Genomic DNA, 13,494 nt, shown 5'->3' on the forward strand with positions numbered 1-13,494 from the left:
ATGAGTGAAAAACAAACAGAAACAAGTGCTTCAGATGAAATAGATTTAGGGCAACTTTTTAATGTTATAGGTAGTCTTTTTGATCGATTTACTAATTTTATTAAATCTATTTTTAAAGGAATACTTAGTTTTATAGTTTCTATTCTTAGAGTAGTAATTAAGAATTTTAAAATTATTTTAATAACGGTATTAGTTTCCGGTATCTTAGGATATGTTATTGAAAAAATTAAACCTGCTACTTATGGTTCAAGTATGTTAGTTAAACCATATTTTGATTCTAAATTTCAGTTAGTAACTAACATAGACTATTTTAATGCTTTAATAGGTAATAAAGACTATACTACTTTATCAAATATTTTCCATTTAGATCAAGAATCTGTAAAACAGATTAAAAAATTTGAAATAGCTCCTGGTCCAGAAACAGAGAATGATAGAATTATTCAATATGATAAGTTTATTAAATCTATAGATAGTATTAGAGCTGCAGATATTGAATTTGAAGATTTTGTTGAAAACAGAAGTATCTATTCTGGTGATTTTTATGAAATTAATGTAGAGTCTTATAAAAAAGATATTTTTAGTTCTTTAGAAAAAGGACTAAACTCTTCTTTTACTAATGAGTATTCTTTAAAGAAAATGAAGAAAAGAGATTCATTAATTATCATTCAAAAAGAGAATATTTTAGCATCTATTCAAGAGTTAGATTCTTTACAGCAAATATATGTTAACGTACTTAATGAAGAAGCTAAATCTGGAAGTGGTAACATAAATTTTGATGGAGGATATCCTTTAAAACAAGAAAAATCAAACACCAAAGAATATGAATTGTTAAATCAACAATTAAAACTAAGAACCGAATTAAGGGTGCTTGAAGAAAAGAAAATTGAAGAAGATGTTTTCTTTGATACTATATCTAGTTTTCAAAAAATAGGAACAAAATCTGATAAAATTTCAGAAAAGTATAGTTTAATCTTTCCAATATTAGCTGTTATTTTCCTTTTGATTTTACATATAACTGTAACTATAGTTAAGTTTGTAAATGCTTATGGAAAAGAATAATGATTTAATTAAGGCAGCAGCCAGTTTTATTTGTTTGTGCAGCATATTTAAAAGCACTATAAATATTTTCTAAACATAGTACTTAAAAAGAAAGTTAAGCATAGATAATAAAGAAAAACTATTTAAAACACCTAGTAGCTAATTAATTGTAATACAAACCAAAAAGCCATACATTTGATGTCTAATACGTTTAAAATAAATACGTTTAAGGAATAGCTTACTTAAAATTTAATAAAATATAAAAATATAAAAGAATGCATAGTAAAACGATATTAATTACAGGAGGAGCAGGTTTTATAGGGTCTCATGTTGTAAGGTTGTTTGTTGAAAAATACCCAGATTATAAAATAATTAATTTAGACGCTTTAACATATGCAGGTAATCTTGAGAATTTAACTGATATTGAAGCAGCAGCAAATTATACTTTTGTAAAAGGAGATATCACAGACGAAGGTTTTATCAATTCTCTTTTTGAAACGCATAAATTTGATAGTGTTATTCACTTAGCAGCAGAATCTCATGTAGATCGATCTATAAAAGACCCTTTAGCATTTGTTAGAACCAATGTGATTGGTACCATGATATTGTTAAATGCTTTTAAAGCACTTTGGAAAGATGATTTTACAAACAAATTATTTTACCACATAAGTACAGATGAGGTATATGGTACTTTAGGTGAAACGGGTTTGTTTGAAGAAACTACTTCTTATGATCCAAACTCACCATATTCGGCTTCAAAAGCCAGTTCAGACCACTTTGTAAGAGCTTATGGTGAAACCTACGGAATGCCTTATGTTATAACAAACTGTTCTAATAATTATGGGCAAAATCAATTCCCAGAAAAACTAATTCCATTGTTTATCAATAACATTATCAACCACAAACCTTTACCTGTTTATGGTGATGGAAATTACACTAGAGATTGGTTGTATGTTGTAGATCATGCTATTGCAATAGATTTAGTTTTCCATGAAGGAAAGCATGGAGATACGTATAATATTGGAGGGTTCAACGAGTGGAAAAATATTGATTTAGTAAAACTCCTTTGCCAACAAATGGATGTTGCTTTAGGAAGAGAAAAAGGTTCTTCAGAAAAATTAATAACATATGTTAAAGATCGTCCAGGACACGATTTACGTTATGCTATTGATGCATCTAAAATAAATAAAGAATTAGGATGGAAACCATCGGTAACCTTTGAGCAAGGTTTAAAGATAACTATAGACTGGTATTTAAATAATGAAGACTGGTTAAATAGCGTTACAAGTGGAGCCTATCAAACATACTACCAAAAACAATATAGCTAAAATATAAAACATAACATGAAAGGAATAATACTAGCAGGAGGTTCTGGTACAAGACTTCATCCATTAACACTTGCTGTAAGTAAGCAATTAATGCCTATTTACGACAAGCCAATGATTTACTATCCGTTATCCACTTTAATGTGGTCTGGAATTAAAGATATTCTTATAATATCTACACCACATGATTTACCTTTATTTGAACAACTTTTAGGAGACGGAAAAAAGTTTGGTTGTAATTTTGAGTACGCAGTACAAGAAGCACCAAACGGTTTAGCAGAAGCTTTTGTTATTGGAGCAGATTTTATTGGTGATGATAAAGTAGCACTTATTTTAGGAGATAATATCTTTTATGGCACAGGATTAGAACAATTATTACAAGCCAATAATGATCCAGAAGGAGGTATTATTTACGCATACCACGTGCACGACCCAGAACGTTATGGTGTAGCAGAATTTGATGAAGAAGGAAAGGTTATTTCTATTGAAGAAAAACCAGTAAAACCAAAATCAAACTACGCAGTTCCTGGAATTTATTTTTATGATAATTCTGTTGTCGAAATTGCAAAAAACATAAAGCCTAGTCATAGAGGTGAATTAGAAATTACAGACGTTAATAAAGAGTACCTAAAACAAGGAAAACTTAAAGTTAGTGTCTTAGATAAAGGTACAGCTTGGTTAGATACAGGAACCTTTAACTCCCTAATGCAAGCATCTCAATTTGTGCAAGTAATTGAAGAAAGACAAGGCTTAAAAATTGGAGCAATTGAAGAGGTAGCTTTTAGAATGGGGTATATCAATAAAGAAGAATTTAACACCTTAATACAACCACTAATTAAAAGCGGTTATGGTAAGCATTTATTAAGTATTTTAGAAAAATAATATGAAGGCAACAGAAACTAAACTAGAAGGCTGTTTTGTTTTAGAACCAACAATTTTTGAAGACAAAAGAGGTTACTTTTTTGAAAGTTTTAACCAAGAAAAATTTAATACTCTAATTAATAAAAATGTAGCATTTGTTCAAGATAATGAGTCCTTTTCTTCAAAAGGAGTGTTAAGAGGATTGCATTATCAAGTAGGTGCGCATGCACAAGCAAAATTAGTTCGCGTAATTAAAGGAAAAGTTTTAGATGTAGCTGTAGATGTTAGAGCTAATTCAAAAACATTTGGGCAACATGTAGCTGTAGAGTTATCAGAAGATAACAAGAAACAACTATTTGTACCAAGAGGATTTGCTCATGGTTTTATTGTATTAAGTGATACTGCAATATTTTCTTATAAATGCGATAACTTGTATAATAAAGAATCTGAAGGAGGAATTATATACAATGATCCAAAATTAAATATTGACTGGCAATTGCCTGAAAACGAACTGCTTGTTTCACAAAAAGATGTCGTTTTACCAAATTTAGACAACGCTAGACTATGATAAATATCTTGGTGACAGGAGGAAACGGTCAATTAGCAACCTGTATAAAAGATCTGGAATCAACATATTCCGATTTAAACTTTATATACGCAAATTCAGCACAGTTAAATATTGCTGATTTTGATGCTGTACAAGATTTTTTTAGTACTACAAACATTCAATATTGTATTAATTGCGCAGCTTACACTGCTGTAGATAAAGCAGAAAGTGACCAAGAAAAAGCAGAGGAAGTTAATGTTCTTGGGTCAAAAAATCTTGCTATTGCTTGCGCAGAAAATAATGTAACCTTAATTCAAGTATCTACAGACTTTGTGTTTAATGGAGAAAAATCTGTAGCATATACAGAAACAGATACCACAAACCCAACAGGAGTTTATGGAGAAACAAAATTAAAAGGAGAACTAGAAGTAGCTAAAAATCTAGAACAACATTTTATAGTAAGAACATCTTGGTTGTATTCTGAAAATGGAAATAATTTCATGAAAACGATGATAAAACTATCAGAAGGAAGAGAGCTGTTAACTATCGTCGCCGATCAAATAGGTACACCAACTTACGCAACAGATTTAGCAGAAACCATTATAAAAATTATAACTACTAATAACACGCAATACGGTATTTATCATTATAGTAATGAGGGGGTTGCAAGTTGGTATGATTTTGCTAAAGCTATTTTTGAAGAAAGCAATATTAAAATTAAGGTATTACCAATACCATCTAAAGCATATCCAACACCTGCAAAAAGACCACATTTTAGTGTGTTAGATAAAACCAAAATAAAAACGAATCTTCAAATGGAAATACCATATTGGAGAGACAGTTTAAAAAAAGCATTAGCAAAAAGTTATGAATAAAGATTTAGAAATAGCTATACAAGCAAGTTTAAAAGCAGGAAAAGTAATCATGCAAGTGTATGATACCGCTTTTAATGTTGAGATTAAAGATGATAAATCACCTTTAACAGAAGCTGATAAAAAAGCTAATGATGTTATAAACTCTTATCTAGTTAATACCGAGTTTCCAATTATTAGCGAAGAAAATAAACAAATAGATTACGCTACTAGAAAAACATGGTCTACTTGTTGGGTAGTAGATCCTGTTGATGGTACCAAAGAATTTATTAAACGTAACGGAGAATTTACAGTAAATATAGCTTTAGTTACTAATGGTAAACCAGTATTAGGCGTTATTTATGTACCAGCAACTAAAACTATTTATGTTGCCGATGTAACCAACAAAGAAGCTTTTAAAACAGAAGTAAGTTCCCATGATGCAACTTTAGACGAAGTTATTAAAGGAGCAATAAAATTAGAACCAAAAGCATTAGGTTCTAACCCTGTGCAAGTGGTAGGTAGTCGCTCGCACATGAGTCAAGAAACATTAGATTTTGTAGACTCTATTAAAAAAGAAGGAAAAGACGTTGAAGTAGTTTCTAAAGGAAGCTCATTAAAATTCTGCCTTGTTGCAGAAGGTAACGCAGACGTATACCCAAGATTTGCTCCTACTATGGAATGGGATACAGCAGCTGGACAAGCAATTTGTAATGCTGTTGGTGTAGATGTTATTTCACAAGAAACAAACCAATCTCTTTTATATAACAAAGAAAATCTATTAAACCCTTGGTTTTTAGTTAGTAAATAATGGCAGATATATCTTATAAGAGACATATAGCTAAAACAATTACTTGGAGGTTTGTAGGTACCATAGATACTATTATTTTATCCTGGATAATCTCAGGAGACCCTTTTACAGGCCTAAAGATAGGTTTTGCTGAGGTTATTACTAAAATGACTTTATATTACCTGCATGAACGTGTTTGGTTTAAAATAAACCTTTCTAAAGAAGGAGAAGTTTTAGAAAGCAGAAAACGCCACATTGCAAAAACAGTAACATGGCGTTTTATTGGTACTATGGATACTATGTTACTAGCTTGGTTAATTTCAGGAGATCCATTAACAGGTCTTAAAATAGGATTTGCAGAAGTGGTAACAAAAATGTTGTTGTATTATTTACACGAACGTGTTTGGTATAAAATAAATTTTGGACTTGTAGAACGTACAAAATAATCAAAAGATACAGATGAAAGAAAATATTATTTCACATAACTATCAAGTTTCCAAAGAAGATAGACAAGAAAACAATAAGCATACCTCTTTTTTAGTATGGTTTACAGGACTTTCGGGTTCTGGAAAATCTACAATAGCAAATGTTGTTGAGCAAGAGTTGTATAAACTAGGCGTAAAAACGTATACGCTTGATGGAGATAATATAAGAAAAGGAATAAACAGTGATTTAACTTTTGCACCAGAAGATAGAACAGAAAACATAAGAAGAATTGCTGAAATTGCAAACCTAATGGTAGATGCAGGTTTAGTTACCTTAGCAGCTTTTGTTTCTCCATACAGAAAAGACAGAGAAAACATTAAAAGCATTGTTAAAGATGCCAATTTTATTGAAGTTTATATAAACACTAGTGTTGAAGAATGTGAACGAAGAGATGTAAAAGGACTTTATAAAAAAGCAAGAGCAGGAGAAATAAAAAATATGACAGGAATCTCAGCTCCTTATGAAGCCCCAGAAAACCCAGATATTGAAATTAAAACAGAAGAAAAGACCGTTGAAGAAGCGGTGAAAGATATCATGGCGTATATTAGGCCTAAATTAAAAATTTAATTACAAACAATTTTTATTTTATTAAATAAATAGAGTATAAATTGATTTAATATGAGTGATAAAAAGAAATCATTTTTAAAAAAAACAAAGCTAATACTTCCAATAGTATTAGCTGTTTTTTTTGGTTGGTTAACTTTTTCTAAACTTCCAATAACAGAAATTATTCCCTATTTTAAATCTGCTAATTATTGGTGGATTGCTTTAGGTTTAGTTTTAGGTGTTTTAAGCCACCTCTCTAGAGCATATAGGTGGAATTATCTACTAAAACCAATGGGTTACTCCATAAAAACACCAAACAGTATAATGGCTATATTTATTGCCTACTTAGCAAATTATGGCGTTCCAAGATCGGGTGAAGTATTGCGTGCAGCAGTAGCAACAAATTATGAAAATATTCCTTTTGAAAAAAGCTTTGGCACTATAGTAACAGAACGAATTTGTGATTTAATAATGATGCTTTCTATTTGTGTTATCACCTTGTTTTTCCAGTTCGATTTTATTTATAATATTTTAATAAAAAAAATTAACTTAAGTAACCTAATAATAATACTGTTAGGTTTGTGCTTATTGTTTGGTTTAGTAGTTTTCTATATTAAAAAATCTAAAGGTAAAATTGCTAATAAAATTAAAAGTTTTGTAGTTGGTCTTTTAGAAGGAATTACAAGTATATATAAAATGAAGAATAAAGGAGTTTTTATTTTTCACACTATTTTTATTTGGTTAATGTATATTTTAATGTTTTATATAACATCACTTTCTTTAAAAGAGTTACATGGCGCTCCTTTTGCATCTATGATAGTAGCTTTTATAGCTGCAAGTTTCACTATAGCCACAACAAATGGAGGCGTATTTTTTTACCCTGCAGCAGTTTTATCTGCACTTACATTGTTTGGTTTAGCAGAAGAACCTAGTTACGCTTTTGGGTGGATTATATGGACTTCTCAAACAATGATTATAATTGTAATAGGTGTGTTGTCGTTTATATTTTTACCAATTTATAATAAAAACAGAATAAGATTAAATAAATAGAATAAGGTTAAATAAATAGAATAACATTCTATATTTAAGATATTGATTATTAAAGAAATTAAAATGTATTCGTTTATAAAAAAAACGGTTAAAGAGTATAAAATATCGTTAAAGATTTTAACTTTGGCAAATTATTGCTATCATTAGTAATTAAAAATGTTAAAGTAGAACAGAATAAGGTAGTACAATACGAAAAGGTATCATACTGAAATTTAAATGAAAGCAGAAAATCCTATCAAATAGAAAATTACTATTTTAGGAATACTATAAAGAAAAAACTAAAATTCGAGCAATGAGTAAATATTACTTAAATTATTTAGATGAATTAGAAAGCGAAGCAATCTTCGTTTTACGAGAAGTTTGGGCACAATTTGAAAACCCAGTAATATTATTTTCTGGAGGAAAAGATTCTATTCTAGTAACGCACTTAGCAAAAAAAGCATTTTATCCAGCTAAAATACCATTTCCTTTAATGCACGTGGATACAGGACATAACTTTCCTGAAACTATTCAATTTCGAGATGATATTATTAAAGAGTTAGGCGTAGAGCTTATTGTTGGTTCTGTACAAGAATCTATAGATGATGGTCGTGTGGCAGAAGAAAAAGGTAAAAATGCAACACGTAACGCGCTTCAAATCACAACACTTTTAGATGCTATAGAATCTAATAAAATAGATTGTGCTATTGGTGGAGGAAGACGTGATGAAGAAAAAGCAAGAGCAAAAGAACGTTTCTTTTCACATAGAGATGATTTTGGCCAATGGGATCCTAAAAATCAAAGACCAGAATTATGGAATATCTTTAATGGTAAACATTTTGAAGGAGAACATTTTAGAGCATTTCCAATTAGTAACTGGACAGAAATGGATGTTTGGAACTACATAAAAAGAGAAAACATTGCAATACCTTCTTTATATTTTGCACATGAGCGTGAAGTTGTTCGTAGACAAGGTACCTGGATTCCTAATTCAGAGTTTTTAGTACTAGAAGAACATGAAGAGGTAGTAGTTAAAAAAATACGTTTTAGAACCTTAGGAGATATCACAATTACTGGAGGAGACGAATCAGACGCAGATACTTTAGAAAAAATTGCTGCAGAAGTTGCAGGAATGCGTAACACAGAAAGAGGAAATAGAAGTGATGATAAGCGTTCTGAATCTGCAATGGAAGATAGAAAACGTCAAGGATATTTTTAATAGAAAACCCAATTTACTAATTACCTATGCTGTTTAATTCCTTAGACTTTGCTATATTTTTTCCGATAGTTTTTATTCTTTATTGGCTGGTTGCTAAAAATAAAAATTACAGAAATATACTTTTACTTGTTTCTAGTTACGTGTTTTACGGCTGGTGGGATTGGAGGTTTCTACTATTAATAGCTTTTAGTTCGTTGGTTGATTTTTTAATTGGTCAAAAAATTTATAATACGGATAATAAGAAAAAGCAAAAGCAATATTTGCTAGTCAGTCTTGTTGTTAATTTGGGTTTCTTAGTTTATTTTAAATACACGAACTTTTTTATTGACACTTTTGTAGATTCCTTTAGGTTATTTGGTAGTGAATTAGAGGTTTCTACGTTAAATATCATCTTACCAGTAGGGATTAGTTTTTACACCTTTCAAACCCTTAGTTATACGATAGATATTTACAGGAAACAGCTAGAACCTACTAAAGATTGGCTCGCTTTTTTCTCATTTGTATCTTTCTTTCCGCAACTAGTTGCAGGACCCATTGAGAGAGCATCCCATTTATTACCTCAGTTTTATAAAACCTATACCTTTAATTATAATCAAGTGAAATCTGGATTATTATTAATGGCTTTTGGATTGTTTAAAAAGATGGTTATTGCTGATAGAGCTGCTCTTTATGTGAATGAAGTATATAATAATCCAGGAGGTTATGAAGGTGTAGAAACCATCATGGCTACTGTTTTGTTTGCTTTTCAAATTTATTGTGATTTCTCAGGATATTCAGATATTGCTATTGGAGCTGCTAGAACAATGGGCTTTGATTTAATGAAAAATTTTGATAGCCCTTATTTTTCTAAATCTATTACAGAGTTTTGGAGACGCTGGCATATATCATTATCTACATGGTTTAGAGATTATGTATACATCCCATTAGGTGGAAGTAGAAAGGGTAAATATAGAACGTATGCCAATTTATTTATCGTCTTTTTAGTTAGCGGTTTATGGCACGGAGCTGCCATGACTTTTGTGATTTGGGGAGTAATTCATGGTATAATAATTGTCTTTGAAAAAGCGACTTATAAAATACGAACCAAGATAAGCAATACTTTAGGCTTGTCTGCTTATACCTTTGCAAATAAATTGTTTTTTGTAATCATTACCTTTGTTATTGTAGATTTTGCATGGTTATTTTTTAGAGCAAATTCTTTTGCAGATGCATCTATAATTATTCAAAATATGTTTAATAATAATTTTTATGAATTATTTGGTACCGATTTATACCTTATAGGTTTAAAGGAAAATGAGTTTTTAGCATTATTTTTAAGTATTATTGTTTTGATTGGTTTTGAATTAAACCACAAGAAGTATAATATGGTTAATTGGTTAAATAAACAATCTATTATATTACGTTGGTCTACTTACCTTGCTATTGCAATGGTTCTTACCATTTTTGGAGTATATGGAGATGATAATGTTTCAGAATTTATTTATTTTCAATTTTAAAATATGAGAAATTTTTCAGTACTTTTAATAAAATTAGTTATATTAACGATAATATACGCGTTGTTTCTGAGTATATTAGGTGGTTTTTTTATTTCTAAAAAATCTGGAAATAAAACTTGGGATTCTTTTTATAATCAACCTTCTAACTCTATAGATTTATTGTTTTTGGGTAACTCTCATATCGGTAATGGTATTGATTTAAATATTGTAACTGTTAAGACAAAAGCAAACGTAAATACTATATATAGTTCCGGACAAATTTTAAACCAAATTTATTACAGTTTTAAAGAAACTCTAAAATATCAATCCCCTAAATTGATTGTAATTGAAACTTTTGCAATACCAGGTGATAGCATTTATTATTTTAAAGACCCTGTAAAAGAAAGTGATGTTCCTTTTAAAGCTAAAATTCAAAGTTTTGATTCTAAGAAAATAGGTCTGGTTAAACTCAATGAGTATTTAGATATTTATAAGGACGAAGAATTTTTACCTACATTCTTCCCTTTAATTAGAAATCATTCTAATTGGAATAAAGAAGACTTTGTAACCAATAATTTATTTGAGGAATACAATCCTGTAAATTCAACTAGATTTTATAAAGGTTCGTCAAACTCTATTACCACATTAAGTAAAAAAAGGGTGGAAGGTTATAAGAAAAAGACCTTTAAAAATGAACCATTTAAAATAGCTGAAAACCAACTCGAATACTTTAATAAAATAATGGAACTAGCTAAAAAGCATAATATAGAAGTAATGCTTCTTACAATTCCATATTTTAAAGAATATCGAAACAAAATTGATTATTCCTCATTTCATACAGAAATTAATAATCTTGCATTGAAGAATAATATTAAACACCTTGATCTAAATGTCGTTTTTCCAGATTGGGATAATACTAATTTCTCTAATGAATATGTAGGATATAATCAACATGTAAATTACAAAGGAGCTATTAAAACAAGTAATTACCTTTCTAATTTTATAAACACAAATTATAATTTAAATTCAAATGTAATTCCTAAATCATTGCCTGAATTTTATCTTTATAATGATATTAAAAGAGATACATTAAAGGAAGGAAACAGATTGTTAGGAAATTTGGAAAAAATAAATGGAACCAAAAACAAACAATATAAAATAAGACAAGGTAGCTCCCCATTGGTTTTAGATGGTTGGACAGCAATAGAAAATATAGACTCTAAGAATAGTGAAATATTTATTGGATTAAAAAGTGATAATAATTCAATATATGTATCTAAAGCTAGCCAATTTAAACCAATAGAAAGAAAAGATGTATCTAAGTTTTTTAAAAAAGAAAATATTTACGACAACTCAGGTTTTAAAATAAATGTAAACAGTTTATTGCTTGAAAAAGGTAAATATAAAGTCTTTATGATAATTAGAAATTCAGAGGGCGAAGTTTTAGTTAAAAATTCAAATAAACGAATAGAAATAATATAAGAAGCATGTTAGACAATAATCAATTATTACGTTTTACAACAGCAGGAAGTGTAGATGATGGAAAAAGCACCTTAATTGGTCGTTTATTATACGATTCCAAATCTATATTTGAAGACCAATTAGAAGCGATTACAAATACCAGTAAAAAGAAAGGCCACGAAGGTGTGGATCTAGCTTTATTTACAGATGGTTTACGTGATGAGCGTGAACAAGGTATTACCATAGATGTTGCTTACAGGTACTTTACAACACCTAAACGTAAGTTTATTATAGCAGATACCCCTGGGCATATTCAATATACGCGTAATATGGTTACAGGAGCATCTACAGCAAACGTTGCAACTATTTTAATAGATGCTAGACATGGTGTAATTGAACAAACTAAAAGACATGCTTTTATTGCTTCTTTATTACAAATACCACACATTATTGTTTGTATAAACAAAATGGATTTAGTAGATTTTTCTGAAGAAGTTTATAATAATATTGTTAAAGAATTTGAAGACATTTCTTCAAAAATGTTAGTGACAGATGTTCGTTTTATTCCAATGAGTGCTTTATTAGGGGATAATGTAGTTCATAAATCTGAAAACATGCCTTGGTTTCAAGGAGCTCCAATGTTACATACTTTAGAGACCATGCACATTAGTAGCGATATTAATAAAGTCGATGCACGTTTTCCTGTACAAACCGTACTAAGACCGCAAAGCGAAGGCTTTATTGATTACAGAGGCTATGCTGGACGTGTAGCAAGTGGTGTTTTTAGAAAAGGAGATGAAGTAACAATAATGCCTTCAGGATTTACCTCTAAAATTAAAACGATTGATACTTTAGATAAAGAGTTAGAAGAAGCGTATGCACCAATGTCTGTTTCTATAACACTAGAAGATGATATTGATATTAGTCGTGGTGATATGATTGTACGTTCTAATAACAAACCAGAAGCAGTACAAGATATTGAAGTGATGTTATGTTGGTTAAATAATACACCTGCAAAACCAAGAACTAAATACACAATAAAACACACCTCAAACGATCAAAAAGCAATGATTAAAGAAGTGATTTACAAATACAATATCAATACTCTAGATCGTATTAATGACGATAAAGAAATGAACATGAATGATATTTGTAAAGTAAAAATACGTACAACTAAACCATTAATGGTAGATACGTACAGAGAAAATAGAACAACAGGAAGTGTTATTCTTGTAGATGATGCTACCAACGAAACGGTTGCAGCAGGAATGATTGTTTAATATAATACAGAATTAAAAATGATGAAAAGAATTGTTTTATTAGTAACTATTTGTTTAAGTATTAGCTTATTCAGTTGTGGTGAAAAGGAAAAGAAAGCAAAAACCGAAGTAACAACAACAGACCCAGTTATGGAAGCACCTAAAGAAGAATCGGTGTTTAAAATTAATTTAGATATCGTGGTGCCTAATGATGACGAAATAGAAGTTTTTTATTTAGATTATGATAACCAAGCATATAGTTATAAAACGAAAGTAACCAAAAAAGTTACAGGAGATACGAAATCTCAAAATATAGAATTATTGCTTCCAAAAGAAATCTTTCCTACGAGTTTAAGATTTGATTTTGGTACAAAAAACAGTACAGAAAATATAGTTTTTAATACGGTTAAAATGTCTTACGAAGATTTTGAACTGCAATTAAATTCACAAGAATTTCTTTCTTTTTTCGTACCTAACGAATATGTAAATTACACCAAAGAAACAGGTGTAATCGAACGTAAAATGGTAGATGGAAAGTATGACCCTTATTTTAATTCAAAACCAGTTTTTAAGAAGAAACTAGAATTAGAAGCTAGGTAATAAACAG

General features: G+C 29.7%; 14 protein-coding genes. All 14 read left to right on the forward strand.

The window, feature by feature from the left end:
• The 14 genes from KO494_RS00700 to KO494_RS00765 all read left to right on the forward strand — a co-directional run bounded on the left by KO494_RS00700 (nt 1) and on the right by KO494_RS00765 (nt 13,487).
• Nucleotides 1-1,059 carry a hypothetical protein gene (locus tag KO494_RS00700; protein WP_215965662.1) on the forward strand — a complete coding sequence of 353 codons (1,059 nt, stop codon included), beginning with the start codon at nt 1-3 and terminating at the stop codon, nt 1,057-1,059.
• Between the two features lie 254 nt (nt 1,060-1,313).
• The gene (gene rfbB / locus KO494_RS00705; RefSeq protein ID WP_215965663.1) at nt 1,314-2,366 is read left to right on the forward strand and encodes a dTDP-glucose 4,6-dehydratase; all 1,053 of its coding nucleotides are present in this window, start codon (nt 1,314-1,316) and stop codon (nt 2,364-2,366) included.
• Between the two features lie 15 nt (nt 2,367-2,381).
• Nucleotides 2,382-3,245 (forward strand): glucose-1-phosphate thymidylyltransferase RfbA, encoded by an 864-nt coding sequence (gene rfbA / locus KO494_RS00710; RefSeq protein WP_215965664.1) that lies wholly within the window; start codon nt 2,382-2,384, stop codon nt 3,243-3,245.
• 1 nt (nt 3,246) lies between these two features.
• A complete protein-coding gene (gene rfbC / locus KO494_RS00715) occupies nt 3,247-3,792 on the forward strand; it encodes a dTDP-4-dehydrorhamnose 3,5-epimerase (protein WP_215965665.1) in 546 nt (181 codons plus the stop codon).
• A complete protein-coding gene (rfbD, locus tag KO494_RS00720; protein WP_215965666.1) occupies nt 3,789-4,646 on the forward strand; it encodes a dTDP-4-dehydrorhamnose reductase in 858 nt (285 codons plus the stop codon). Before rfbC ends, rfbD begins: the two co-directional genes overlap by 4 nt.
• A complete protein-coding gene (gene cysQ / locus KO494_RS00725) occupies nt 4,639-5,433 on the forward strand; it encodes a 3'(2'),5'-bisphosphate nucleotidase CysQ (protein WP_215965667.1) in 795 nt (264 codons plus the stop codon). The genes rfbD and cysQ overlap by 8 nt, the downstream gene beginning before the upstream one ends.
• On the forward strand, nt 5,433-5,858 hold the full coding sequence (locus KO494_RS00730) for a DUF2061 domain-containing protein (RefSeq protein ID WP_215965668.1): 426 nt from the start codon (nt 5,433-5,435) through the stop codon (nt 5,856-5,858). Before cysQ ends, KO494_RS00730 begins: the two co-directional genes overlap by 1 nt.
• A 13-nt stretch (nt 5,859-5,871) precedes the next feature.
• Nucleotides 5,872-6,465: an adenylyl-sulfate kinase gene (gene cysC / locus KO494_RS00735; protein ID WP_215965669.1), complete on the forward strand. Its 594-nt coding sequence runs from the start codon at nt 5,872-5,874 to the stop codon at nt 6,463-6,465.
• A 51-nt stretch (nt 6,466-6,516) separates the two neighbouring features.
• Nucleotides 6,517-7,494: a lysylphosphatidylglycerol synthase transmembrane domain-containing protein gene (locus tag KO494_RS00740; RefSeq protein WP_215965670.1), complete on the forward strand. Its 978-nt coding sequence runs from the start codon at nt 6,517-6,519 to the stop codon at nt 7,492-7,494.
• A 292-nt stretch (nt 7,495-7,786) separates the two neighbouring features.
• Nucleotides 7,787-8,692, forward strand: a complete 906-nt coding sequence (gene cysD, locus KO494_RS00745) for a sulfate adenylyltransferase subunit CysD (RefSeq protein WP_215965671.1) — start codon at nt 7,787-7,789, stop codon at nt 8,690-8,692.
• 284 nt (nt 8,693-8,976) lie between these two features.
• A complete protein-coding gene (locus tag KO494_RS00750) occupies nt 8,977-10,188 on the forward strand; it encodes an MBOAT family protein (RefSeq protein WP_252730205.1) in 1,212 nt (403 codons plus the stop codon).
• 3 nt (nt 10,189-10,191) lie between these two features.
• Nucleotides 10,192-11,649, forward strand: coding sequence for a hypothetical protein (locus KO494_RS00755; protein ID WP_215965673.1), 1,458 nt, complete (start codon nt 10,192-10,194; stop codon nt 11,647-11,649).
• A gap of 5 nt (nt 11,650-11,654) precedes the next feature.
• Nucleotides 11,655-12,908 carry a sulfate adenylyltransferase subunit 1 gene (locus tag KO494_RS00760; protein WP_215965674.1) on the forward strand — a complete coding sequence of 418 codons (1,254 nt, stop codon included), beginning with the start codon at nt 11,655-11,657 and terminating at the stop codon, nt 12,906-12,908.
• An 18-nt stretch (nt 12,909-12,926) separates the two neighbouring features.
• Nucleotides 12,927-13,487, forward strand: coding sequence for a hypothetical protein (locus KO494_RS00765; RefSeq protein WP_215965675.1), 561 nt, complete (start codon nt 12,927-12,929; stop codon nt 13,485-13,487).
• Nucleotides 13,488-13,494 lie beyond the last annotated feature (7 nt).

The sequence above is a fragment of the Lacinutrix sp. C3R15 genome, from assembly GCF_018860825.1.
In the GTDB taxonomy this organism is placed as follows: Bacteria; Bacteroidota; Bacteroidia; order Flavobacteriales; family Flavobacteriaceae; genus Oceanihabitans.

Bases quoted from the DNA above. Each gene is read 5' to 3' on its own strand.
- cysC (WP_215965669.1), top strand. From the start codon at position 5,872: ATGAAAGAAAATATTATTTCACATAACTATCAAGTTTCCAAAGAAGAT.
- rfbA (WP_215965664.1), top strand. From the start codon at position 2,382: ATGAAAGGAATAATACTAGCAGGAGGTTCTGGTACAAGACTTCATCCA.
- KO494_RS00740 (WP_215965670.1), top strand. From the start codon at position 6,517: ATGAGTGATAAAAAGAAATCATTTTTAAAAAAAACAAAGCTAATACTT.
- rfbB (WP_215965663.1), top strand. From the start codon at position 1,314: ATGCATAGTAAAACGATATTAATTACAGGAGGAGCAGGTTTTATAGGG.
- KO494_RS00730 (WP_215965668.1), top strand. From the start codon at position 5,433: ATGGCAGATATATCTTATAAGAGACATATAGCTAAAACAATTACTTGG.
- cysD (WP_215965671.1), top strand. From the start codon at position 7,787: ATGAGTAAATATTACTTAAATTATTTAGATGAATTAGAAAGCGAAGCA.
- rfbC (WP_215965665.1), top strand. From the start codon at position 3,247: ATGAAGGCAACAGAAACTAAACTAGAAGGCTGTTTTGTTTTAGAACCA.
- rfbD (WP_215965666.1), top strand. From the start codon at position 3,789: ATGATAAATATCTTGGTGACAGGAGGAAACGGTCAATTAGCAACCTGT.
- KO494_RS00755 (WP_215965673.1), top strand. From the start codon at position 10,192: ATGAGAAATTTTTCAGTACTTTTAATAAAATTAGTTATATTAACGATA.
- KO494_RS00765 (WP_215965675.1), top strand. From the start codon at position 12,927: ATGATGAAAAGAATTGTTTTATTAGTAACTATTTGTTTAAGTATTAGC.
- cysQ (WP_215965667.1), top strand. From the start codon at position 4,639: ATGAATAAAGATTTAGAAATAGCTATACAAGCAAGTTTAAAAGCAGGA.
- KO494_RS00760 (WP_215965674.1), top strand. From the start codon at position 11,655: ATGTTAGACAATAATCAATTATTACGTTTTACAACAGCAGGAAGTGTA.
- KO494_RS00700 (WP_215965662.1), top strand. From the start codon at position 1: ATGAGTGAAAAACAAACAGAAACAAGTGCTTCAGATGAAATAGATTTA.